We start from the raw sequence: 25029 nt of genomic DNA on the forward strand, positions 1-25029 counted from the left end.
TTCAAAGATAAACAGCACCCGGAAGATCGCTGTTGTCTACCCAAACCCGATCCCTGTGGGCAATTTAACCACATTATCCACAGGCAACGATGACAAGGCTGATGCTGATAGCCTCAGCTTGACCAAAGCAGCTAACCCGAACTAATAATAGTCCGATTTAGGTTGAGTCTGGGTCATGTCAAAGTTGGATGGATCGTAAATGTAACGGGTAACTTCTTCTTCTAAGCGGTGGATGAGAAAGGGTTCCAGAACGTTAGAATGACGCATAGCTGCGAGATAGCCATCTAAAAACAGCCGCAAATCATCGAAACGATAACCCCGATTCCACATTTCGACGAGGGCGTCGGTGAGTCTTTGGTAGTAGCGGATGGTTTGAGAGTCCTGTAGCATGGTCGGAAGTATCAGGTTTGAATTAGAAGTATAAGGGGTGAAGTCGCAAGAAGGAAACTTTCGCTCTAAGCGGTTAGCTTTGATTCTGGCAACTCATTAAGGGCGCTAGGCGCTAGGCGCTAGAAAACGCAAGCGTACTTCGGGTTTGCTTCAGTTAAGGCTAGTGTCTTAACCAGAACTACAGCGGTTTGGAGTTGCGGTGCGGAAACCGAAAACGAATGCACCCCAGTTTGGTGATGAAAGAACGCTTGGTTGTGTTCCTTGAAAATTAAGGGAATAACACCAAAACTCATCCCGCCGAGAGCAGCGAGTTGCGCGATCGCTCTCACTTTAGTTTCATCGTAGAAAACTTGATCCCCAACGTCATGCCCCTGTCGAGCGATTTGTGCCATCTTTTCTAGCAAGCACTTGAATTTAGTCGTTAGCTGGTTTAAACCGCCGGTTGACAAAGACTGTCTCTGTAATAAGCAGAATTTTAAGCTTTTGTCAATAAAATTCCGTTTTTTTAACCACATTTCCGATTACCAGGATAGATTTGCCTGTTGTCCCATGCCTGGTATATCCAAAACGCGATTTGTCTCATGCCTTGTGCCTCGCTCAGTGGGTTTCTAGTAGGAAAGACATCCTGCTTGCTTTAGCTAGGTATACTAATTTGGTCATCGGAAGCTTTTGGCATGGCATTGTTCAGTAAACTTGACTAAACGTTACCCTTCGTTAACTTTCATTTTACTGACTGCTTGGTGAAATGGCAGCTTTGACTTCAGACTCGCTCTAAATCTGTAATATTTCTTTTAAAGTATTAAAAATATAAAACAAAAGTTTGAGTTTCAATAGAATTTTTTTAATTTCTCACTTTTAATTTTTAATTGTATAGCCTAGACCCCTCGTAGCCCTGGTTACAGAATCCTGACATAAGCTTTGTTAAGCTAAATCTCACCAGCTTGAAGGGAAGCATGCCACCGTGGGATCGATTTGCATTCAGATCATCGAGGGGAATCCGCACCTGCGATCGCTACTGGGCTGGCACTTACAGCAAGCAAGCTACTGGGTGTGTCAATCCGCTGGCGTTCATCAAGGTAGAGAAACGTTTTATACTCGCCAACCTGCACTCGTAATCCTTGATTCCGACCTGCCAGATGGCGATGGAATTGAATTTTGCCGATGGCTTCATCAACAGGGACAGGTACTCATCTTGATGCTGTCCGCCCGCAGTATGGAAGCCGATATTGTCGCTGGGTTAAAAGCGGGAGCCGACGATTATTTGACCAAGCCATTTGGGATGCAAGAATTTATGGCGCGGGTTGAGGCGCTAGTTCGCCGCGTTCGCGTCACAGCCGCACCGATATCCCTAGATTATGGCGACCTAAAAATAGACTTAGTGCAGCGCCGCGTCCGCTTCAAAGAAGAATTCATTGACCTGACGCCCCAAGAGTTCAGCCTGCTTTACGTTCTGGCACAGGCTGGAGGAGTGGCGCTGAGCCGTTCCGAACTGCTGCGCCGCGCTTGGCCTGACGCTATCGATAATCCACGCACTATTGATACTCACGTCCTCTCCCTACGCAAGAAAATTGAAACCGATCCTCGACAACCCAGCATGATTCAAACTGTCCGCAACGTGGGCTATCGGTTCAATCCAGAGATTCTTAAGGGAGCGGAACCCGTTGCCTCAATAATTGAGAACGATTCCAAACCGCTCCCTGCTCATGCTACCCCTGCCATGCTAGGCGGACAGAACCGCCACCGCTAAGTATCAATTTTTAAGATAGATAAGATAAACTTTGCCACCCGCCTCAAATCCAAGGCACTTCAGTTGTCGGGTAGATTTTCGGGCGAGGTTCTGGGATTCCCTGACTCTGACGGATCGCTTCTTGACGACGAGCGATCGCCCACTGGCGCTGTCGCCACATCACAAAGCCAGTGATAAATAGAACGGTGGGGGTCAAGCCAGCGAACACATACAAAATCCGCATTCCCAGCCCACCATAAATCCCAATGTGCAAAGTAAACAGCTCATTCATAATCCGGGTTCCTAGAGGTACCGTCAGCGCATTTTCCACCCGCAAGACCTTCCCACTGTACTGGTCGAGATAGACACGGCTACGACCATCTGGGCGGATTTCCTGGGGCAATTTCTTCGTGACCCTGACGATTCCATCCGGTTTACTAGCAAGAGAAATGAAGGTGGTTTTGCCTTCTGGCAACGCCGCATCAGCTTTGGGCAAAATTTCTGCCAGTGTCAAAGGTGACTTGCCCACTTGAGGTGTAGACGTTAAGGGAGTAGGTTGTGGCGTCTGTGTCAGCCAGTAGATTGCTGGTTCGGTTTCCGCGTGAAAAATCATTGCGGCTCCTGTGGAAGCAATCAGGAGCAGAAACACAGCAGACACGATACCCCCGACCTTATGGAGGTCATAGTTGACCAGCTGCCAGGGAGCTTGCCACCTGATCTGGAAGCCGGAAAGGAGCCTTCTCCAACCAGACCATAAAATCATCCCAGAGACGCTCAGCAGCAACAGCAACAAGCCACAAATCCCAACGACTTTCTCGCCAACCTTGCCAGCGAGGAGAGAGAAGTGGATGTCATACACGAAAGTCATCAACGTGCGTCCCCACTGTTGTGTGCCGAGGATCGCTCCAGTGTAGGGGTTGACATAAGCGTAGATAAACTCATCCTTCTTTGATTCCATCCCCACCGTGTACACCGAGTCTGGCTTTCGCGGCAGATCGATATAAGACAGTGTCAAGTCTGGATAGGCTGAGCGGACGATCTGTAAAGCTGAATCTGGGGATATGCGATCGCGCAGGCTCTCGGAAGCAAGTTCGCCTTGCGGGACAACCTGATGTAAATGGGAATTGAGAGCGCGATCGATCTCTTCGTGAAAGACTAAAGCGCTTCCCGTCAATCCGATTACAAGTATCAGAAGACCGAATATTACACCCACATAGCGGTGCAGTATCAATGCAAGTTTGCGTAATTTCATCAGCAAGACTTCCTTTGAATTTTGTCTTCTGGCTTCCTCAGGGCGGGTTTAATCTAATACTTTTCAGTAAGGCTAGTTCCTCTCAAATAGAGCTGAACAAATAGAGAAACATAGTCCCCCTCAAAAAAGGGGGTTGGGAGGATCTCTGAGCGATGAAACTTACTCATCGAAAAGTATTGAGCTTTAACCAGAATGGCGTTGAGGATACCAGATTAACCGCTTAGCCAGAGCCTAAAACATCAAAATTCCACCCCAAATGTCCCCAACAAAGTTAAAGGCGCTCCGGGGTAAACTAAGAAGCCTTGAGAATCGTAATATTTGATATCAAAGAGATTCTTGATATTCAGAGCAGCGCGGTAATTGTTCCGCCGATAGAAGATAGCGGCATCAGTTCTCAAATACGAAGGGATTTCGATGGTATTTGGAAGCTCCGCTTCCCGCGCACCCACGAAATATACTCCAGCTCCAAAACCTAACCCTTGCAAAGCACCTCTTTGGAATTCATAAGTCATCCACAAGCTAGCGCTATTATTTGGCGCGTTAACCAATTCGTCCCCTTCAGGAAGGCTCTCATCTTTGCTAACAAAAGCATCCATATGGGCATAAGATGCAATAACATTCCAACCGGGTGTAATTTCTCCCCTCACGTCCAATTCAATGCCTCGGCTCTTAACTTCTCCCGCTGCAATTGAGAAATCACTATCATTGGGATCTGCCGTGGCAACGTTTGTTTTCGTTATCTGGTAAGCTGCCAGCGTCGTGGACAATCTGCCATCTAAAAATTCGCCTTTAATTCCGGCTTCGTATTGGGTACCTCTTTCAGGCTCTATTAGCTGTCCGTTCGACGTAAAAGCAAAAATATTTGGTCGAAAAGAGCGGCTGTAACTGGCATAGAGTGAAATCGGTTCTATAGGCTGATAAACAATTCCAACACGGGGTGAAAAGGCTTCAAAGTAACGGCTGGATTTTTCAGCTTCGCTTCCATTCAAAGCGTCTGAAACATCTTCGATGTCAAGATCGACCGAATCAAATCGACCGCCAATCAGTAATTTCAGATTTGGCAACAATGTTATCTGGTCTTGTACATAGATACCTAACGTATTAGTGTTTTCTTCTCTGCCAAAGGCGTCACCGAAACTGTTTGGACGAGGAAACCCGTAAACTGGATTGTAAATATCAATTGAAGGGAAATTTGCTCTGCGTAATGTGTAGCCATTTCTAATTTTACTTAACTCAAGCCCAATGAGAAGTTGATGATTAATCGAGCCAGTATTAAATTTGCCTACCAAGTCTGTTTGCAGAGAATAATCTTCTCTGTTTTCATCAGAGTCATTATATCTTCGCCGTAAGGTGCGTCCATCTCCCTCTAATTGGAAGGTACGTGCTTGGACATTTTTACGCTCTGTATCAACGATTTGAGCTGAAAAAGCATTCCGGAGCCGCCAATTTTCGCTAAAACGGTGATCCAGAACATAACTAGCTTTATGGCTTCTATGGTTGTAACTGTCGTTGGGTTCTCCTAAATAACGACTAATGGGAAGATCAAACATCGCAGTTAGCGGTGGAAAGGCTCGGTCGAAAGTTCGATCGAGATCTAGGTACTCATACTCCAGGGTTAAGGTGGTTTTATCGGTAATCTTGAAGCTTAAGACAGGTGCAACCACGAAAAGCTCGCTGTCTACGAAATCTCTAAAACTACCTGAATTCTCATAGGCAACATTCAATCGATACAATACATTTTTGTCAGGATCGAGGGGGCCAGAAATATCTATCGATGGGCGATAGAAGTCGTAACTTCCAGCCGTAAATGAAGCGGCATAATAAGGTTCGCTCAGCGGTTGCTTGGTGATGTAATTCACGACACCACCCGGTTCAATCTGACCATAAAGCACCGAAGCTGGCCCTTTGAGAACTTCGACTCGTTCGATGTTGGCGACATCCGTTAATGAGTAAAAACCGCCATCGCTGAAACCATTTCTCAGGTTACTGGAGATGGCAAATCCCCGGATGGTGTAGTTATCAGTAGCGCCTCCATAACCCTCGCTTCTCACAACGCCACTGACGTTGCGTGCGGCTTCTGTGATTCTTACGACTTGTTGATCCTCAATCACCTGTCGAGGGACAACCTGAATCGACTGAGGAACGTCGCGCAAGGGTGTATCGGTTCGCGTGGCGGTTGTGGCGTCGATGACTCTATATCCGCCTTCTTGCTGACCCGTCACTACTATTTCAATTTCTTCTGGCTCTTCAACTGAAGCATCTGCATCTGGTTGGGTTTCGTCACCAGGTTCAGCCTCTGAAGGGGTCTGGGGCGACTCAGAAGGCTCAAAGTCAGCCGTCTCTGGCGTTTGGCTAGGAGGGGAAGCCTCTGCTGTTTCGGAGGCGGTTGTTAAGCTGAGTACCACTCCTTGCGGACTCGGCACGACTTCTGCGACTGGCAGTTCTGCGACGCCTTTGATCGTTACCCGAACACTGTTGCCATACAAGCGGTTTACGGTTAAAGAAGTTATGCCGAAAGCTGGGTTGTCCTGAGTAAACGTATCCCCTTCTGGAAGGCTTAGCTGGGCGTTAAGCAGGTCAATGAGCAGGGTTTGGTCATAGCTGGATGTGACCACTTGGGGCGCTGCTCCATTTGTCGTCTGCAAAATCACTTGCAAGCCGTCGGGTGTTGAGTTGAGTTGCACACCTGTTACTACGACATCAGCCCGTACTGGCTGAGCCACTGCCATGACAACTGAGCCTGCGAGCAACAAGCCAGGAAGTAATTGCTGTAGTTTCATTCCGTTTCCACACACCTAATTTATGCACCCAGGTCTTGGTTAACAAGCCTGATTTTTATTGCAAGTAATTATCATTAGTGTGGTTAAGATAAAACGACGCCTGTGCAAAAGTCAAGTGAAAAAATTTAGAGGCATCGCCTACGAGAAAGATTGACAAATGGCTAGTTTTGGGCATTTGTTCTTCAGTAATTGGCTCAAGCTTAACTTCTTTAAACATTGGTTAAAGAAGTTAAGCAAGCGAATAATTGACAAAACCTCATAAAAGTGTTTTCTCTAATTAAGAAAGTTATTCAAGAAAGGCGAATTTAATCCACCAGCAGGCTGGTATAGAGTGGAGAACGATTGCTTTTCGCCTTGTTAATCGATCCGATGGCTACAAAATATTGAGTCTTAGAAAAATCACGAGGGCGATCGCAGCCAATCTCTACACGCACCGACTCTACACGCGCCAACTCTACACGCGAAACTAGAGTGTCTAAAAAATCAGCGAAAAAACCCGAACACACTTAGTGACTCCTGAAGCGGCGGCGCGGGTCAAAAATCTATCACATCAAATTCAAAAAAACGCTGAGAGGCTGAGCGTCGCTCAGCCTCTCGATTCAGGCTATGGCTGAAGTTTTTTGATCAGCGCCAGTGCTTCTTTGGACTCATCTGGCTTGCCTTGCGTAGCAAAGAGTTCAGAGGCTTTCTGAAGGTCTTCAATCGCTTTATTATCTTCCTCTAGCTGAGCATAAGCGATTCCTCGCTGATAGTAAGCTTCTGCTTGATCGGGCTTTAGTTTGATAACTTCGCTGTAATCAGCGATCGCTCCGGCGTCGTCTTCTAACTCAGTCCGAGCTAGTCCTCGATTCAAATAAGCTTCATCATCCTTGGGATCGAGTTGCAGCACTTTGCTGTAGTCAGCGATCGCTTTCTCGTAGTCCTCTAGCTCAACCAGAGCCACGGCTCGGTTATAGTAAGCTTCTGTATCATTGGGATTTACTTCTAGCACCTTCGACAACAGATCGACGGCTGCCTTGTAGTCTCCTGCATCAAGTTTGTCCAAACCCTGTTGGAGCAGCGCCTCAGGATTCCCTTGGAGGCGGGGACTGCTGGGAGCAGGTGGTTTAATTTGAGGACTGGTAGACGCAGGCGGTTTAATTTGAGGACTGGTAGGAGCAGACGGTTTAATTTGGGGACTAGTAGGAGCGGGGGATGGTTTAATTTGAGGACTGGTAGGAGTGGGGGATGGTTTAGTTTGGGCACGAACTACAGGGTTCACTCCACCCACTCCGATAACAACTCCTAGAATTGCGATCGCTGTCTTGATGTTCATAAATCTACTTAGTGACGAGTGATTAGGTATTCAACAATCAGTTCAAGAGTCTATACCCACTCTGGTTGAGAGGCAATTATTCATTGTTCGTAGTAGCTGAACCCGATGATCCGGCTGAGGAAGGTGCAGCTCTCCGCCGCCGCGCCCGTGGAGCTTGTTGTGCCTGACTTGCTGAACCGGCTTCCAGACGCCGCTGCCGCCGCGCCCGTGGGGCTTGCCGTGACGGTCTAGAGGTCGAACTAGAGGCAGATTCCACCCGCCGCCGCCGTGCCCGTGGGGCTTGCTGGGACGGACTGGCAGCCGCAGATTCGACCCGCCGCCGAGAACGACGCGGCGTTTCTGAGGCACTCCTGGAAGAAGATGCTGTTTCCAGACGCCGTCGCCGACTAATCCGGCGTGTTTCCGAGGCACTTGTGGAAGAAGATGCTGTTTCTAAACGCCGCCGCCGACTAATCCGACGTGTTTCCGAGGCACTTGTGGAAGAAGATGCTGTTTCCAGACGCCTCCGCCGAGAACGACGCGGCGTTTCCGACGCACTTGTGGAAGAAGATGCTGTTTCCAAACGCCGCCGCCGACTAATCCGGCGTGTTTCCGAAGCACTCGTGGAAGAAGATGCTGTTTCCAAACGCCGCCGCCGCCGGGGAGTCGATGACTCCGAGCTACGGCTGGAAGATGCCGATTCTGTGCGACGACGTTCGCGAGAACGACGCGATCGCTCCGATCCTTCTAGCTGAAAATCAACTGAAGCCACAACCCCCTGTCGTCTACCAGAGGAAGAACTGAACTTCCAATTTCTTGCCGCTCTCACAGCAGCTTCATCAAGTTCGCTGTTACCGCTGGAACGCGACAGCCGAACATTGGTGACATTCCCTTTGTCGTCAACATCAACACTGACCTTGGATGCGCCTTCGACGCCTTGCCGTCTCGCATTGCTTGGATAGTCGGGCTTGTCACATTTAACGCAACCGATTCGGCTCGCTCCCGATCTTCTCGAAGGACGTTCTTCATCCCTGTCTCTTGGCTCAGTTCTTGGCTCGGTTCTTGGCTCGGTCCTCGGTTTGAAATTTTCCGGAACTATCGCTACCTCCCTTCCGCTTCCCGGTTCTTTGCTGGTGCCAGTGCCACTACCCGTACTAGCGCCCCTACCGCTTCCTTGTCCTGAACCTGTACTAGAGCTACTACCCGTACCAGTGCCCCTACTGTTTCCTTGTCCTGAGCCTTCAGTGCTACTACCTGTACCAGTGCCCCTACCGCTTCCTTGTCCTGAGCCTTCAGGGCTACTACCTGTACCAGAACCACTTCCTAGCAGACTTCCCGTTCCGGCAGCCACAGTAGAGCCGCCGATGGCACTGCTTTTATCAGTTTGGCTAGCGCTATTTCCTGCACTTTCTTGAGTTTGTCTGGAGCCGGTAATTCCTCTAACTAAATCTCTAAATCTTTCAGACGTTTGTTGCTGGAAAGAAGGACTCGCCTGTGTTGGAGCTGCTGGCTTGTCACTCTGTGGAGACGGCGCAACGGCAACCGAGCTAGGTTGGCGAATTGGCTTCGAGTTACTTGCTCGATTGGGTTCCTCAGTGCGTTCCAAAGACGTCTTTTCTACTGCTTTGGGCGGCACGCTTGCCACTTGATCGGGAGCGACTCGTTGCTCGACTCGTTTGGGCGTTTGAGCGGGTCTGAACGGAGGTAAATTTACTGCAAGCGGCTGTCGCACTGGCTGCGGTACCACTTCAGGGCGTGTAGGCGCGGGTTGCGACGCTACTAGTGGAGAGGGAGCGATCGCTTTTGGTTCCGTGCGAGGTTGAGATGCTGGCGTAGCTGTACTGGTATCGGGTGTACTGCTTTGACTCGAACTCTCTGCTGCAACTGAACCTTCTTCCGATTCCTGCCTAGAACCCGTAAGTATGCGAGAACCTCCGGCTGCAACTGAACTTGCTGCCGATGGCGTCTGCTCTTGTTGATCTTCTTTTGGTGTATCTTCCTCTGGTTCCAAAGCTTCAAGGCTCTCAGGATCGAGAACCACAACTTCCATTGGCTCTTCTGCAATAATGTCAGATGTTTTCACCCAACGATTGCTCATCGCCAATACTCCGATATGGAGCGCTAGGGAACCGATGAGGCTATAGGCAATAAAAGACCTCAGAGCCTCTTCTTCTTTTTCTCGCTGCTGAACAGCAACAGTTGACAAGCCCATATATTATTGCAAGTTATTTGCACTTGTTTGGTCAAGGTAAGATGCACTGAAGTAAATGTCAAGAGGGAGAACCAGGAAAATGGGCTGTTATCACCTTAGCCAAACCCTCTCCAAACCTTTCCTTGATAGGCTTCTCAACCTTTTCAACAGTTCCGTTAAAATTACTTAATAAAAATCATTATTCCCCAAGTTGTGGAGAACTGCTTGACATAGATTCTCATTAGGTTTAATTTCTCTTGAGAACTTCTATCAGCTTTAAGACTCAAGTAAGCTGGTAGGCTAAGCCTTGTTGAGTGCCCTAGAGAAACTTAGATGGGAATTAGTAATCTTTTTGCGGCGGGCGGCGTGGTCATGTGGCCACTCCTAGCATTTTCTATATTAGCGATCGCCCTAGTAATAGAGCGTTCAAGATTTTGGTATGGTATTAACCGACGGCAAGGTCGGGTTGTCCGAGACGTGATGAAGCTTTATCAGCACGATCCCGAAGCTGCTGTGCATCGGCTCAAGCAGAATGCTGACTTGCCGATTGCGCGAATCTTTTTGGCAGCATTGGAACTGGAACAACCCAATCCAGAAGAATTTCGATTAGCGCTAGAAAGTGAAGCGCAAGCAGAGTTACCGGGATTGAAGCGATTCAATGTGGTGTTTGAAACGATCATCGCCCTGTCCCCTCTGCTGGGGTTGCTGGGAACGGTTTTAGGATTGATTAACTCCTTTGCCTCGCTGACGCTAGGGAGCGTCGGAGGTAGCCAGACGGTCGGTGTTACAGCAGGGATTAGCGAAGCGTTAGTTTCCACTGCTACCGGGTTAATTGTGGCGATTTTTGCCCTCGTGTTTTCAAATGCCTTTCGAGGGTTCTATCAGAGGCAGTCAGCGCACATTCAAGAGTACGGCGGGCAGTTAGAACTGTTATACCGTCGCCGTTATGAGAAAGGAGAGCCTTCCTATGCGACTACCCGATGAGCCGGATATCCCAGTACAGATCAACATCGTGCCGATGATCGATGTGATCTTCGCCATTTTGACCTTTTTCATCATGTCCACACTGTTTTTGACCCGTTCAGAAGGGCTATCGGTAAATTTGCCAAAAGCAGCGACCGGACAAGCTCAAAAATCGACACCCGTAACGGTGTCAATTGACGAAGAGGGAGAAATCGCTCTCAACCGCCAACCAATTGATTTAGAGGAATTGGAAACCGGAGTGCGATCGCTAATTCCATCTGAGCAAGAAACCCTTGTCGTGCTAAATGCTGATGAAGGAGTCAATCACGGTCAAGTCGTGGCGGTGATGGATCAATTGCGTAAGGTAAAAGGAGCGAAATTAGCGATCGCTACGAAAAAATAATCCGTCCATTGGGTAAAAGATTATTCGTTATCAGTCGATAGTCATTAGTTTGTTGTTACTAACTAATGACTCATCACTCATGACAACTCTTTTTAACCCCAATCTTGGGCGGCTTGGGCTTCCGCTTGGATGAAGCGATCGCGTAAATTAGTCCAGTCTATCTGTGCTGCTGAGACATCCTCAAGCAACTGCCCATCCTGCAAATACAAAACCCGATTGCAAAACATTTGGGCTAAATCTAACTGGTGATTGACCATCACCACTGTCGTTTTTCCCTCGTTGCACAGTTGTGTCAATACTTGCAGGACGTAAGCAGCACGACCCGCATCTAGGGCAGACGTTGGCTCATCAAATAATAAAATTTTAGGTTCAATCATCAAGGCGCGAACAATTCCAACCAATTGCCGCTGTCCTTGCGACAGTTGCACTTCCGTCCGCCCTAACCAATCTTCTGGAAGGTGCAATTGCTCGATCCATTTGAGCAATTGTTGCTGAATTACCTGTTTTGTGACTCCTTGCAAAACCAGAGGATAAGCTAAGGCATCTCTAACCGTCATTCCCAAAAGTTTTGGTTCTTGAGAAACCAACATTACCTGCCGACGCAACGGGATAACCGGAAGCTTTCGGTAATCTTGATTTTCTAGGTAAATTGTGCCAGCAGTGGGTTCTAATAGCCGGTTTAATAGCCGCAATAGCGAGGTTTTCCCGGCACCAGAAGGGCCAATTAAACACAAGCGATCGCCCGGAAAGACCTCAAACGAAATCTCCTTCAATAAATACTGCGAACCGACTGGCGCGGCTAGGCTCACCCGTTCCAGCCGCAGCAAATCTTTTTGTGCTTTCGTGTCTTCGTAGTTCAAAAAATTATGTCAATTGTCCTTGTGTAGTCGCCATCCAAATTGTCCACCCATCTGCAACAAAAAGCAGCAGCGAGAACACTAACAAAATCAGATACATCCAAGGCTGAGACAAAGGACGAACATCAGTTGTATCAATTCCTGTCTTGTCTTCCACCAGTTTAACTAACCGAGCAAAGCCAACGACACGCATCGGTAGCAAATAAGCTTTTTGTTCTGACTTGCTAATAAAGTAATAAACGATTCCACCTTGCCCCGTGGAGCGAAGTTTTAAATCCTTGACTTCTGCCCACGGTAACGACCAACCTCTGCGGAAGAAAACGGGAACCCAGCGAGGATAAGTTACCTGGATTTTTTCATCATCCACAATCACTCGTTCGCTGAGGACACCATATAAGGGTACTAACCCCAAGGCAATTCCCAGCCATAGCAACCAAGGCGGTACGGGGGACGCAGATGCCTGTGACAAAAACGGTAGCGGAATCGTTAGTGCCAGGTAAAGCGCTATCAACGTAATACGAATCAGAGGGGAAATGCGAAAAACGAAATGACTGGGTTGCGCTGATTCCGACTGGGCTGATTCCGACTGTAAATCAAGATTTTGTGACACGCTTTATAACCCAAAATCTAAAATTTAAAACTGAAATTGTTTTATTTTTGCGGCGTCCAAACCGTTTGAGTGCCTTGTCCCCAAAATCCATCAAATTTGGTTACTTTGACATCTCCTAAAACCTGGGTTTGACAAGCTAAGCGACGGTTTGTCGTGGGAGAATGAGGAGGAAGCGATCGCCTGGTTTTATCTTTCCAGTTGGCTTCGGAAACGTTTCCTTCTACTGCCACTGCACAGGTGCCACAGGTGCCAATTCCCTGGCAGTTAATGATTTTTGCCTTGCCATTGTAGAGGTCGATGCCATTTTCCAGTAGCACTTTACGCAGGTTAGCACCCGTACTGCACTCAAACGTTTTTCCTTGAGCTGTTACCTTTGGCATAATGATGGATTCAACGAGCCTCTTGAGTGACGATTTATCTTCACTTTATTTTTACAGTTCTTTACAAAATTAGCTGTTAAATTTTCTCCCTCGGCGACAACTTCCCATGCACTCAGATCAAACAAACCGAATTTGGATTTACGACACGACGTTACGCGACGGTGCCCAACGCGAAGGGCTATCGTTATCACTCGAAGACAAGTTGCGAATTGCCCGAAAGCTAGATAAGTTGGGTGTTCCGTTTATTGAAGGCGGTTGGCCTGGGGCGAATCCCAAAGATGTACAATTTTTTTGGCAATTGAAAGAAGAACCGCTTTCCTCAGCGGAAGTTGTCGCTTTTTGCTCTACTCGCCGTCCAAATACAACTGCGGCAGAAGATCCGATGTTGCAGCCGATTCTCGCGGCGGGAACCCGCTGGGTAACGATTTTTGGCAAATCCTGGGATTTACAGGTTATAGAGGGTCTGAAGACCAGCTTAGAAGAAAATCTGGCGATGATTGGAGATACGATTGAATATCTCCGCAGTCAGGGGCGGCGGGTGATTTACGATGCGGAACACTGGTTTGATGGCTATAAACACAATCGGGATTATGCGCTTAAGACCTTAGAAACCGCGATCGCAGCCGGTGCAGAATGGCTCGTTTTCTGCGATACCAATGGCGGCACGCTTCCTCACGAAATTAGCCAAATTGTCCGGGATGTCGCCAGTGTAATTGGAATCAGCGCTCAGCAGTCAGAAGCCAACAGTGAGTTCAAAACTCAAAACTTACCGCTTCTCGGCATTCACACGCACAATGATTCTGATACAGCGGTAGCGAATGCTTTAGCAGCCGTCATGGAAGGAGCCAGAATGGTGCAAGGCACAATCAACGGCTACGGCGAACGCTGCGGGAATGCTAACCTTTGCTCTGTGATTCCCAATTTGCAACTCAAACTGGGATATGACTGTATTCAAGACGAACAACTGCTACATCTGACAGCTGCCAGTCGTTCAATCAGCGAAGTCGTCAATCTTGCTCCCGATGAACACGCACCCTTTGTGGGTCGTTCTGCGTTTGCTCACAAAGGCGGCATCCACGTTTCAGCGGTTGAGCGCAACCCGTTGACTTACGAACATATTCAGCCAGAACAAGTCGGCAACGAGCGTCGAATTGTGATTTCCGACCAAGCTGGATTAAGTAATATTTTGGCAAAGGCTCGCAGCTTTGGTATTGACTTAGATAAGCAAGATCCCGCCTGTCGCCAACTTTTACGCCGCCTCAAGGAACTGGAGAATGAAGGCTATCAGTTTGAAGCAGCAGAAGCAAGTTTCGATTTGCTGATGCGCGAGGCATTGGGGCAGCGACAGCAAATGTTTGAACTCAAAGGCTTTCAAGTCCACTGCGATATCGTCAGGAATGCAAACGCCCTTGCCACGGTGAAAGTCGCTGTCAATGGCAAAGATATTTTGGAAGCTGCGGAAGCAAATGGTCCCGTTTCGGCGTTGGATGCTGCATTACGCAAAGCTTTAGTCAATTTCTATCCAGAAATTGCTGTATTTCACTTGACCGACTACAAAGTGCGGATTCTCGACAGTGGCGCGGGGACTTCAGCCAAAACTCGTGTTCTCGTGGAATCTAGCAATGGTCATCAGCGCTGGGCAACTGTAGGGGTTTCTAGCAATATTCTGGAAGCTTCTTATCAGGCAGTCGTCGAGGGAATTGAGTACGGTTTGCTGTTGCAATCTTCAGCAAGTCGGACGACAGAAGTTGCAACGACACAATTGTAGAAACCAGAGTCGGTTACGTCTTTCTCCATAGGTTTTGATGGCGATCGCGTGATGAGAAAATCCTCAGGCGCGATCGCATTCTCATCCGCCACAATAAAGCTAAACCAGTGCGAGGGAGAGAAGATGACTTTAACTGCCCAGCAACTAGATGCGATGATGCCCGACGCTAGCCAACTGTATAGCGATGAGCCAGAAATGGAAAGTTCTTTGCACTATATGCAACTGCTGTTGCTTGTCACTTGTCTGGAATGGCTGTGGCGCGAAAGAGAGGATTTTTTTATCGGTGCCAATCTCACGATTTATTTTAGTCGGCAACAACTGAGAAATCGGGATTTTCGGGGTCCCGATTTCTTCTTGGTCAAACAGACCCAAAAATCTCCTCGCAATGCTTGGGTGGTGTGGGAAGAAGATGGCAAGTATCCCAATTTGATTATCGAGTTGCTATCAACTTCTACCGCCACGACAGACCGCAGTTTGAAGAAAGACTTGTATCAAGACCGCTTCCGCACGCCGGAGTATTTCTGGTTTTCCCCAGATACGCTGGAATTTCAAGGTTTTCGATTGATGGGAAATCAATATCAGGAAATTGCCCCAAATGAAAAGAGCTGGCGTTGGAGTGAGGAGCTAGGCTTGTATCTGGGCGTAGAACAGGGACAGCTACGCTACTTTACTCCAGAAGGCGATTGCGTACCGACCCCAGAAGAAGCCGCTCAACAGGCAGTAGAAGCCGCTCAACAGGCTCAAGTGCAAGCTCAGCAAGCTCAAGCGCAGGCTCAACAGGCTCAATCCCAACTAGAACAAGAACGACAACGCGCCGAACGATTGGCTGAACGACTGCGATCGCTCGGTATCGATCCAGAGTAAGCGATCGCTCTTATCCTATTTATCTACCTTTCGCTAGATGACGGCACAAAAACCGATAGAACTTGCGGAATCACCCGAAATCGGGCTGGCGTCTCCGTTGTTCTTTCCCCATCGGTATTAATTGGATAAGGTTTTCGAGTATATAACTCAATGTCTTTACCCTGGATGGTACGCACCCCCCTACCTATCGCAGATTTCCCCCGCAAAGCAGCAAATACCAACGGCAGCGGTTCCCACCAATGCTTAATTTCCCAACTTTGCAGATCCAGCCTTTGATCGTCAATCGTGGCATCATCCGCAATCACTAAGCCACTGCCGTAATAGCGACCATTCCCCACCGTAATCTGCAAAGTTTTTACTTCGATAGACTGACCTTCCCAGTGGATATCAACCCAAAACGGTCGCACAGTCGAAATAACTTGCACTGCTGTAGCAATATAAGCAAAAACGCCCCAATGCCGCTTCAATCTTTTGGAGACTCTGCGGTTTACTTCTGCACTCAGTCCCAGACTGGCAATATTGAAAAAATACTGTCCGTTCACCCAGCCCAAGTCAATCCGTTGAATTTGACCATTGGCAATGATTTGACAAGCTTCTGGCAGCGACTGGGGAATATTTAGGGTTCTTGCCAGATTATTGGCGGTGCCTAAAGGCAAAATTGCCAAAGGTAAGTCAGTATCTAGCAATCCTTCGACTGCTGCATTGACACTGCCATCTCCACCCCCAATGATGACCAAATCAACCTGTTGGCAGTGTTTCCGAATAAGTTCAGAAAACTGCTTGGGATTTTCACTCTTTTCCTCTACTAGTTCAAAACCCAGTTGTTGCAATTGTTCAACTGCTTGCCGTCTGGCGTCTTGACCTCGTCGAGCATTCGGATTCACTAACAGCAGTGCCCGCTGACTCATTTGCATTGTTTTGAGGGAAATCGGTCATTGGTAGAAAGAAATTACCCCAATCCTCCCAGCCTCAAGTATATGCTTCCGATTGCAGCCTGCGATACTGTCTAGTTGTGTTGCAAAGGAGCTTCCAATCGCTCTTAGGGGATGCGACGGTAGTAATTTCCGTACAAAACTTGTCAAAACACTTGCCAGAATACCCTAATATACGCTACAAGGATAAAGGATTGCTTCCCTAGCGCATAGAATTCTACGCATTAAATCTCAGAAGCGGGAAGCTTTTTTACTTCGTAGTATTTACAAAACTGATTTCTAGACCCTATGACTCAGCAAGTAATTCACCCAATGGTGAAAATGCAGCGTCAAATGCATTCACTTGTAACATCGAATATTATCAAGCCCACAGATAAACTCTGGAAAATCGCTCTCCTCTATGGAGATGAGTGGTCTTACTGGAAAAAAGAACTGTTGGAATTTGGATTTACCATGCAAGATCCAGTCAGCGAACTGCTGGCGGTTGAAGCTTGGGAAGACGAGGATTAAAGGCAGGCGGTTAAAGCTTGGGAAAGTTCCCATGCTGATTGATAGCGATCGCTCGGTCGGGGTTCTGTCACTTTCTCTATCACTATCCGCAGTTGGGGTGTAATTGTCGGCATCCCTTCGACATTGAATCTGTAACCCATCCCCTTTCGTTTATAAAACTTTTGGGGGCTTTCACCACCTAATAGAAAAATTAGGGTCGGCCCGATTGCATATAAATCTGATTGTGTCACTGGCTGACCCCGATCTTGTTCTGGGGCGCTATAATCTGGGGCACCAATGCGTGTGCCTGGTGGCGTGCCAATTTCTTTGACTGCCCCAAAATCCAATACAACCACCTGATTGTCTCGAAAGCGCACCATCAAATTTGCCGGTTTAATGTCCCGGTGAATGAGGGGCGGATCTTGACTGTGGATATAGCCCAAGATGTCGCAGGCTTGAATCATCCACTCAATCGCCTGTTTGAGATGTACTGGTCCCTTTAGATAGATGCGCTTTTCTAAATCCTCGCCTTGGATCAGCTCCATTGCCAGGTATTTCTTGCCAGCCTCTACAAAAAAGTCATAATACTGCGGAATCCCTGAATGATGCAGCGTCTTGAGGGTACGAGCCTCTCGTTCAAAGAGTTCTCTGGCTTTAGAATTTTGTGCCATATCGGCATTCATTTCCTTTAACACCACGAGAGCCTCCCCGCGCAAACGTTCAGGGTCCCAGGCAAGATAAGTGGTGCCCATTCCTCCTTGTCCTAGCGTCCGCAACACCTGATACTGACGGATGTGGCGATGTATCTTGACTAGAGGTTGCCCGCAGTGGATGCAGAACAAATTCCCCGGCGGATTTCCGGCGTGAGAACAAGCTGCTTCAGAACTGACTGCTGGCTGTGGGATTGAACTACTGCGTGCCCTTTCTCCGGACTTCTGAGAGAGAGTTGCTGGCTCTTCTTTGCTGCTGAGTTGAAATTTCAGTACCGGGCCTCCTCGCGCCAGCTGAATGAGGGAATCATCTGATACCATCCCCTGAGAAATCAGGATGCCATTGACAAAGGTGCCGTTCGTGCCTTGATTAACCAACAACCATTGGACGGATGGGGTGCCTCCGTTGCTACTAGATGAGTTGCCTAATCTCCGAAGTTCTAGATGGTGCCTGGAAACCATGCCATCATTCAGAACTACGTCATTATCAGGGGCGCGACCAATCCGAATCGTGGATGCTCTTTGGAAGTTCCACTGCTGCGGAGAGGTAGACGAGGGATCGAGAAGGGTCAGCGTAACCATAATAGTTTTGAGTTATTGGTTTTAAGTTTTGAGTTTTAAGTTTGAATTCAAAACTCAAAACTCAAAATTCAAAACTTTTAAAACATCTGATGTTGATCCAGGTTTGGTCGCACTTTCGCTCGGATAACCACCGCTGTGATGTTATCGTGACCGTTGTGCTGATTGGCGAGGTCAATGAGTTGCAAAAGACCCTGATCTAGGTTGGCTCTAGAACTTAAGAGAGGCAAAAGGTGAGTTTGCCAGTGAGTTTCTATGAGGTCGTTGTCTGATAAACCATCGGAACACAGAAGCAATAAAGTATCTTCATTGAGTTCCAAAAATTGGACATCAGGACGGACAAAATTCTCGTCTCGCGGTCCCAAAGCTTGGGTCAGCTGGTAAGCATCAGGTCGATCGTAGGCGATGGCAGGGTCTACCCCGCGCTGGATTTCCCGTTGACCCACTTCGTGGTCGATTGTAATTTGTTCTAAACCGCGTTTGCGGCTGAGACGATACAGGCGGCTATCCCCAACATGAGCGATCGCTACCTTCGTATCCTCAATCAAAACCATGACAAGGGTCGTCCCCATTCGTCCAGAGCCAGAGCGTTCTTGCTGTTGGTTAATATCAAAAATCGCTTTATTGGCTAAAAGCACTGCCTCTCGAATGCGGTCTTCTGTTGGTAAACGGTTTTGCCAATTGTCTTGGAAATAGCGCCTGACAGTGTCCACCGCCATCACACTTGCTACTTCGCCCCCAGCGTGTCCTCCCATTCCATCGCAGAGAATATACAGCCCCCGCGCTTGGACGGTTCGACCTAGTGGAGTTTCCTGCTTTTTAACTTCTGTGTTGATGCCGAAGTTGTCTTCATTGTGTTCGCGTTGCCGCCCGATATCCGTGGTACCCGCATCGTCGAGACTGAGCAACTGCATCGGTAGGATGATGGTAGGCATATCATCGCCCTCGCTGGTGTCAGGAACGCGATCTTCTGAGGTGAGGGGCGGCTGAATCCGAGTTTTTGAGGTTTGAGAATCTTCTTGTTCTTGAGCGATCGCTTGTAGCTGCGCTCTCAGCTCTAAGGGGGTTTGAATCTTACCGCTTTGTAGGTTAACCAAAAGTTGATCCAGAGAATCTAATTGCGATCGCCCTGATAGTTCAAATAATTTTTGCCACACTTGCCCCAAATTTTCGAGTGACAGGGTTGCGTTGGCTGGCTCTTTATACAAGCGTTGCAGGCACAGTGTCTGATCTTCATCTACGCGCAGATTTGATAGCTCCAGCAGACTCTGACGCATTTGCCAGGGTTCTAGTGCTACCCACAATTTCGTCATTTCATCTAGCCAGTACAAAATCTGCAACAGCGGAATTTGAGCATCATTGTCCAAGTCATGAAGGAGAGGCCACTGGGAACGGTCTTCTAGCAGTACAACGGAAGTTCTGTCCTGCTGCCATGCATCGTGAATCGCTGGCAGGGTCGGGGACAACTTATTCTGTAAATCCAAATATGCTTGTGCAATATTGGGAATACTTTTGGCGGCTAAAGAATTTACATTCAGCGTCTGGTCAATAAAATTACGGTTTTTGACCGATTCCGCCGCAGAAGACATCGATTCTGAGTTACTTGCAGCATTCGCTGCTTCAGCACCTTGTAGCTGCTCCATAATGGCGGTCAGCGGAGCTTTTTGGAACGGCTGGCAATCCAAAACTCTCACCATCACCTCAGCGCTGTCCGAATTGGTCGGTAGGGAGTCTAGCAATTGATAACGCTGTTGAGGGTCTAAATATACAACCTGTGGCGTTAATTGAGTCTCCCCGCTACTGCTATTTTCAGGGGTTGTTTGTGTGGAAGTGTCCGCAGCCGAACTTGAGGCGGTTAATTCGTTCTCCGCCATTGGAGTCTGAGCATCTGTTGATGAAACAGATGCGGAGGGTGACATTGTAGAAGCTGAAGAATTTGCTGACAAAGTGTTTTCCTCTAGTGAAGAGGTTGCCTGCAACTCCCCGGCCCCTGAAGCGTTTGGCAAGGGTACAGTTGCTCCGTCCAGGTCAACTTCAACTGTAAGGTCTGCTGGCATTGTAGCTGCGTCTGAAGCCGCAGCCGGTGACGGCGGTGTTGTTTCAGCAGTCGGGGCGCTCTCTGCAACTTCCATATTTTCGCGAGAATCAGATGTTGCCGCTTCCTGCCCAAGCATGGGAGTGGCGGCTGCGGCGACTTGCGAGTTTAAATCTTTCGAGAGAATTGCCCACCACACCGTTCCCGTCGTGGCACCACATTTGGGACACTCTACGAGATTAAATGGCACTTGAGTTGTGCATTCAGGGCAAACTTTGTGGGTTAGGGAAGTTCCACATTTTTGACAAAACTTGTTGGTATTTGGATTTTCAAACTGACACTGGGGACAGACAAGCATGGCGGAACTTCCTCGATTCCCGTGTGGTGTTTTAACTTAAGGGAGACAAAGTAACTGCGATCTAGTTTGCCACGTCACAATCGAAGCTTCCAACTTCAACGGGTAGAAGTCTTAAGGTCAGCGTTAGCAGACGGGGATGCCATACGCACGTCTTGCACCCTCAATGATTCGTGCTACGTCTACATTACGCGATCGCTCAGTGGATAGCGATCGCAACTCATCACTACTGAATGCGGCTAGCATCAGTTTGACACAGCTTCTTTAATAGTTCTAACTCAATTGAAGTTAGATCGCGCCACTGTCCGGGTTCTAGACCCACAAGAGACAAGTGAGCGATCGCAACTCGCACCAGCCGCAGCGTCGGAAACCCTACCGCCGCCGTCATCCGTCGTACTTGCCGGTTCCGTCCCTCCGTCAAAGTCATTTCCACCCATGCTGTCGGCACATTCTTGCGAAAGCGAATCGGTGGATCGCGAGGCGGTAGTTGTGGTTCATCGGGTAACAACTGCACCAATGCCTTTCGCGTCCGGTAATCTTGAATGACTAAGCCTTCGCGCAAATGTCTCAGCGCCTCTTCATCCGGAATGCGTTCCACCTGCACCCAGTAAGTCCGGGGATGCCCAAATCGAGGATTGCTCAACCGATGCTGCATTCGCCCATCATTCGTCAACAGCAACAATCCTTCACTATCCCAATCCAAACGACCCACCGGGTAAACCGAGGGAACGGGAATGTAATCTTTCAGCGTGTTGCGTTTCTCCTCAGTTGGACTGTTATCCGTAAACTGAGTTAAGACGCCATAAGGCTTGTAAAAAATTAGATATCGGTACACAAATCAGGCGGTTGAGAATTGGGAATTGGTAATATTTCATTGCGATCACCGATGACCGCTTACCACAACTTATTAGTTGATTTTGACCCGGAAACGAATAAAGCCAAAATTAATACCAGCCTTGTTGGAAATAGTACCTAAATTTAGGATAACTGCCCCGTCAGGATTCGTTTGGTTAGAGCAAGCATTCCCCGCCGGTAATGGAGCTAGCGGCGAGAAAAATGTCCCAGCGTCTGTATCTGAAGCATTCGTTTGAGCCGTCACTATTCCCGCTTGATTCGCTGAAATCCCGCTACCTGACCCAAAACTATCGGCGATAAACATTGTCCCAGATGGAATCGCATCGCAGAATCTAACATTATTGACTGGAGCAGTTCCATCAGAGAGGAAATAGATAGTGTAGTCCACCTCATTACCGCTTGCCAAAAGCGTTTCTGACCCCAACCTACTTACTCCCACGGGCGACAATTGAGAAAAGCCCGGAGCATCATCATTCGGGTCATTTGGGTCAGCGACAAAGCTACCAAAATTAATCCCGCTAATCGGAACGCCATTTCTCGTCGCATTGGTAATTCGCTTCACCAAACGCAGACGCGGTACTCCAGAAGCAGCTACTGTCAACACAGTTGGGTCATCATCCCCAGTATCTCCCAGGTTGCCCTGATTAATCTCATCATCCAACTCCTGCGGCAAATCATTAGGCCCTGTAACCGCATCTGTCACCGAGTTATTAACTGTGCCACTTGTCGATGTGGCACGGGCTTGGTTGATAATCTGGACGCCAGTTGTCGCCGTCACCGTAGCACGGAACTTAATCGTCACCTTGCCACCGCCTGCACCCAGTTGACCTTTAGTGGTGGGATTGGTAAGGTTCGTGTCGGTGGTGCCGTTATAGCTAGAGTTCCCCGTAATCGTTGTTCCAGTTCCAGAAAAAGTAAAGCTATAACTGCCTGCGACAAAACTCAACTTGCTAGTGTCGATGCTGTCGGTAGCCAAGAAGTTGCTGACGCTGTTGGGAGCAGTGTTGATGTAGGTGATGGTGTATTCAATTACATCACCTGTCGTCACAGTGCCGCTGTTATCGGTGTCGGTAAACAGACGGACAGACTTGGCACCGCTGGGTGAGACAGGATTGACAAAGTTAAGAATGTTGGGGTCAGCACCGCTTTGATTAGGTTGGTTCACATTGCCGCCAGAGCCAATATTACCGGGATTGCCGGGATTATTGCCAGAACCGGGTTGCGTGGGGTTTGTCGAGTCACTGGCATCTGTGAGTACAGGATCGCCGTTATCTCCGGCAAAGTTCACTCTCCCTTGGTTAGTAATTGGATTAGCCGCCCCTGGTCTGAGACGGGCGTTAAACTTGAGGGTAACGGTGGCACCAGCGGCTAGGGTTCCTGGTTGGGTGAAAGGGACAGGAGTGCCCGTACCGTTGAAGTCACTGCCAGGGAGACTAGCGGCAAGGGTAAAATCACCGTCTATGGTAACGGTATTCCGCAGCACCAGCAACTGTATGGGAATAACGTCACTGATGACTAAGTTATTAATCGGACTTGATGTGGGATTGCTGACAATGATCGTGTACTGAACGTCATCACCGATGGTAAGTGTGGTGCTACCGTCGTTGTCGGTCACAAAGCGGACGGATTTGGTGGCGGTAGGGACGGGGACGGGTACTAAGCCAATGGTCAATCCAGTTTTGTCGGCAGGGCCAGTATCGCCGTAGGGCGTTTGGCTAATGCTGCCTGATGGAGTAGTAGCATCGGTGGGGACTCCTCCGGGTGGGAAGCTAGGGGTGGTAGAAGTAGCAGTAGCTTGGTTGAATAGGTTGCCGCTGACTCCACTACCAACAGTGGCATCTACGGTGACGGCGATCGCGCCATTCGGTGCTAACACGGCTCCGGCAGCTAGGAGAGTATTGGTGCCAGTACCGTTATAAGCTGTATTAATAGCAGCACTGCTGCCCGTTCCAGCGACAGTAACGGTGGGTGTTGCAGCTAGAGTCAGTCCAGTAGGTAAGGCGTCTGTAATCTGGAACTCGTTGGCAGCACCAGACCCCGTGTTTGTATAGATAATTGTGTAGCGGACGCGATCGCCTGGTGTCACCGAACCCGTGCCATCTGCATCTGTTACCAGAGCAACGGATTTTGTACCGGAAACAGCAGGAGGGGTGGGAATAGTCGTAGTTTTATCAACAAATTGTGGAGTCGGCGGTTCATTACCAGCCTGTTGTCGTACCTTTTGATCCATAAAAGAAACCGCATTAATTCTGGTAACATCCTGGGGAGGTGCCCCAGCATTAGGAGTTACACACAAAGTAAAACTTTTGCTTTCTCCTGGTTGCAAAATTCCCGTGTCAAAATTCCCATCGCCATCGGTATCTGTAAGAACAGTCGTACCCGCAGCATCTCGCAATTCCACCGTGTAATTCGGATCGGTTCCTGTAGGCGTCAGGTTAATAATATCAGTGGTAAAAAAGTTATTTGTAACCGTAAACTGGTGACAAACAGTCTGTCCAATTGTGGTTAAAAGTGTAGTATCTTGCGTAATTGTGAAGTTACCGGCTTTTTGGGGAGGCTGATCGAATAGAGGCAGACGACTTCCATTGCCATTATTCGCTTCAAGGAGAGACTGGTTCCCCTCAGTGAAATTGTTGATCGTTAGCCCCCATCTTCCAGCATCATCAATAGGGGTCAATGAGCCGATCGTATCGCCCCCGTTGTTCAAATCGCCGCCGACACCATTCCAAATACCATCTTGTGATTCAGTACCTTCCGTAGATGCGCCACTAGGGCGAGTATAAGTTATAGTTCCACCTTTATCTAAGTCAAAGTTACGCAAAAACAGGCTGTTGGTTCCAGGACCAACGAGAAAATAGAATGGAAGGTTTGGGGTGCCACCCGTGCCCAACTCCTTCTGAAATGTGCCCTGAAACTGACCAATCAGCACTTCAGGAATGGGGACAACAATAGAAAAGCCATTATCATCGTTATTGAGGTTGGTGGTGACGGTGACACCGCCAGAGATTGAGCCTGCACCCGTCTCGCTCGTGACTTGGTAGATACCGGGTGTGGTAATGGGTGGAAAGGTAACGGTTGTTCCATTATCTGAGCCTGATGGTACTATTTGACTGCCGAGGACTGCCCCAGTCGGCCTAAGTAGCTCAAAGCGCGTCGGGTCACGTGTACCGCTTACTTCATCTAATGCCCCATTACTCTCTGCGTCATTGACTTGGACGACAATGCCTCCGGGACCAGCGGCGGCTATATCGGCTTCGGTAATGCTGATAAAAAAGCGGTGAACCCTGTCGGTGCTGGCGCTGGTTGCTGTGGTGTACCAGTCACCAATACCGGGAGGGCGAGAAGGTCCACTCGTTTGAAAGTTGAGTCCTGGTGTAGATGGCAGAGTTGTTTGAGCTTGAGCAGAAGGAGAGCAACAAACTAAAGCTGCAACTAAGGTGACGCTTGGGAAGAGAAATGAAAGCGGGTTATATAAGGAAGAGAAGTTTCCTTCATCCTCTACTTTCCGTCCTTGCGCTTCCTGAGAGTGCTTGAAGAACATCTGCATAATTATAGTTTTTACGAATAAATTACTTGGAAATACAGAATTATTGCAT

At 48.5% G+C, this 25029-nt stretch carries 21 protein-coding genes; 6 read left to right on the plus strand and 15 right to left on the minus strand.

The features are described 5' to 3' along the window. Nucleotides 1–141: 141 nt before the first annotated feature. The gene (locus H6F52_RS05005) at nt 142–390 is read right to left on the minus strand and encodes a DUF6761 family protein (protein WP_190415582.1); all 249 of its coding nucleotides are present in this window, start codon (nt 388–390) and stop codon (nt 142–144) included. Nucleotides 391–509: 119 nt separating this feature from the next. Then, entirely contained in the window at nt 510–782 is a 273-nt protein-coding gene (locus H6F52_RS05010; RefSeq protein WP_190532436.1) for a hypothetical protein, read from the minus strand. Nucleotides 783–1351: 569 nt separating this feature from the next. Between H6F52_RS05010 and H6F52_RS05015 the strand changes: the two genes are divergently transcribed. Next, nucleotides 1352–2137, plus strand: a complete 786-nt coding sequence (locus tag H6F52_RS05015) for a winged helix-turn-helix domain-containing protein (protein ID WP_190428949.1) — start codon at nt 1352–1354, stop codon at nt 2135–2137. Nucleotides 2138–2180: 43 nt separating this feature from the next. Here H6F52_RS05015 and H6F52_RS05020 read toward each other — a convergent pair whose 3' ends face one another. From H6F52_RS05020 to H6F52_RS05040, 5 genes are all read right to left on the minus strand, one after another. Continuing rightward, complete coding sequence (locus H6F52_RS05020) at nt 2181–3368, minus strand: PepSY-associated TM helix domain-containing protein (protein WP_190532439.1); 1188 nt, start codon at nt 3366–3368, stop codon at nt 2181–2183. A 239-nt stretch (nt 3369–3607) separates the two neighbouring features. Further along, a complete protein-coding gene (locus H6F52_RS05025) occupies nt 3608–6148 on the minus strand; it encodes a TonB-dependent siderophore receptor (RefSeq protein ID WP_190532441.1) in 2541 nt (846 codons plus the stop codon). A 305-nt stretch (nt 6149–6453) separates the two neighbouring features. Next, on the minus strand, nt 6454–6654 hold the full coding sequence (locus H6F52_RS05030; protein WP_190532444.1) for a hypothetical protein: 201 nt from the start codon (nt 6652–6654) through the stop codon (nt 6454–6456). 98 nt (nt 6655–6752) lie between these two features. Continuing rightward, nucleotides 6753–7463 carry a tetratricopeptide repeat protein gene (locus H6F52_RS05035; protein WP_190415592.1) on the minus strand — a complete coding sequence of 237 codons (711 nt, stop codon included), beginning with the start codon at nt 7461–7463 and terminating at the stop codon, nt 6753–6755. Between the two features lie 76 nt (nt 7464–7539). Beyond that, complete coding sequence (locus H6F52_RS05040; RefSeq protein ID WP_190532446.1) at nt 7540–9654, minus strand: energy transducer TonB; 2115 nt, start codon at nt 9652–9654, stop codon at nt 7540–7542. Between the two features lie 312 nt (nt 9655–9966). On the opposite strand from H6F52_RS05040, the gene H6F52_RS05045 reads away from it, so the two are divergent. Further along, on the plus strand, nt 9967–10617 hold the full coding sequence (locus tag H6F52_RS05045) for a MotA/TolQ/ExbB proton channel family protein (protein ID WP_190532450.1): 651 nt from the start codon (nt 9967–9969) through the stop codon (nt 10615–10617). Next, nucleotides 10601–10999, plus strand: coding sequence for a biopolymer transporter ExbD (locus tag H6F52_RS05050; protein ID WP_190415598.1), 399 nt, complete (start codon nt 10601–10603; stop codon nt 10997–10999). Before H6F52_RS05045 ends, H6F52_RS05050 begins: the two co-directional genes overlap by 17 nt. A 92-nt stretch (nt 11000–11091) precedes the next feature. Here the strand turns inward: H6F52_RS05050 and H6F52_RS05055 are convergent, their stop codons facing one another. The 3 genes from H6F52_RS05055 to H6F52_RS05065 all read right to left on the minus strand — a co-directional run bounded on the left by H6F52_RS05055 (nt 11092) and on the right by H6F52_RS05065 (nt 12846). Continuing rightward, complete coding sequence (locus tag H6F52_RS05055) at nt 11092–11859, minus strand: ATP-binding cassette domain-containing protein (RefSeq protein WP_190532453.1); 768 nt, start codon at nt 11857–11859, stop codon at nt 11092–11094. Between the two features lie 4 nt (nt 11860–11863). Beyond that, entirely contained in the window at nt 11864–12391 is a 528-nt protein-coding gene (locus tag H6F52_RS05060; RefSeq protein WP_190532541.1) for a hypothetical protein, read from the minus strand. Nucleotides 12392–12507: 116 nt separating this feature from the next. Next, entirely contained in the window at nt 12508–12846 is a 339-nt protein-coding gene (locus H6F52_RS05065; protein ID WP_190532456.1) for a 2Fe-2S iron-sulfur cluster-binding protein, read from the minus strand. Between the two features lie 106 nt (nt 12847–12952). Here H6F52_RS05065 and cimA point away from each other — a divergent pair, with 106 nt between their 5' ends. Both cimA and H6F52_RS05075 read left to right on the plus strand, forming a co-directional pair. Continuing rightward, nucleotides 12953–14614, plus strand: a complete 1662-nt coding sequence (cimA, locus tag H6F52_RS05070) for a citramalate synthase (RefSeq protein ID WP_190532459.1) — start codon at nt 12953–12955, stop codon at nt 14612–14614. 123 nt (nt 14615–14737) lie between these two features. Further along, nucleotides 14738–15478, plus strand: a complete 741-nt coding sequence (locus tag H6F52_RS05075; protein WP_190532544.1) for a Uma2 family endonuclease — start codon at nt 14738–14740, stop codon at nt 15476–15478. A 23-nt stretch (nt 15479–15501) separates the two neighbouring features. Here the strand turns inward: H6F52_RS05075 and H6F52_RS05080 are convergent, their stop codons facing one another. Then, nucleotides 15502–16386, minus strand: coding sequence for a lipid kinase (locus H6F52_RS05080; protein ID WP_190532462.1), 885 nt, complete (start codon nt 16384–16386; stop codon nt 15502–15504). Between the two features lie 312 nt (nt 16387–16698). Here H6F52_RS05080 and H6F52_RS05085 point away from each other — a divergent pair, with 312 nt between their 5' ends. Continuing rightward, the gene (locus H6F52_RS05085; RefSeq protein WP_190415607.1) at nt 16699–16920 is read left to right on the plus strand and encodes a DUF4327 family protein; all 222 of its coding nucleotides are present in this window, start codon (nt 16699–16701) and stop codon (nt 16918–16920) included. Here H6F52_RS05085 and H6F52_RS05090 read toward each other — a convergent pair. From H6F52_RS05090 to H6F52_RS05105, 4 genes are all read right to left on the minus strand, one after another. Next, nucleotides 16917–18191: an FHA domain-containing serine/threonine-protein kinase gene (locus tag H6F52_RS05090; RefSeq protein WP_190440830.1), complete on the minus strand. Its 1275-nt coding sequence runs from the start codon at nt 18189–18191 to the stop codon at nt 16917–16919. The genes H6F52_RS05085 and H6F52_RS05090 overlap by 4 nt on opposite strands. A gap of 77 nt (nt 18192–18268) precedes the next feature. Beyond that, nucleotides 18269–20581 (minus strand): serine/threonine phosphatase, encoded by a 2313-nt coding sequence (locus H6F52_RS05095; protein ID WP_190532465.1) that lies wholly within the window; start codon nt 20579–20581, stop codon nt 18269–18271. 223 nt (nt 20582–20804) lie between these two features. Further along, the gene (locus H6F52_RS05100; protein WP_190532468.1) at nt 20805–21413 is read right to left on the minus strand and encodes a pseudouridine synthase; all 609 of its coding nucleotides are present in this window, start codon (nt 21411–21413) and stop codon (nt 20805–20807) included. 72 nt (nt 21414–21485) lie between these two features. Continuing rightward, complete coding sequence (locus tag H6F52_RS05105) at nt 21486–24980, minus strand: isopeptide-forming domain-containing fimbrial protein (protein WP_190532470.1); 3495 nt, start codon at nt 24978–24980, stop codon at nt 21486–21488. Nucleotides 24981–25029 lie beyond the last annotated feature (49 nt).

Source organism: Coleofasciculus sp. FACHB-542 (genome assembly GCF_014695825.1).
Lineage (GTDB): Bacteria > Cyanobacteriota > Cyanobacteriia > Cyanobacteriales > FACHB-T130 > FACHB-T130.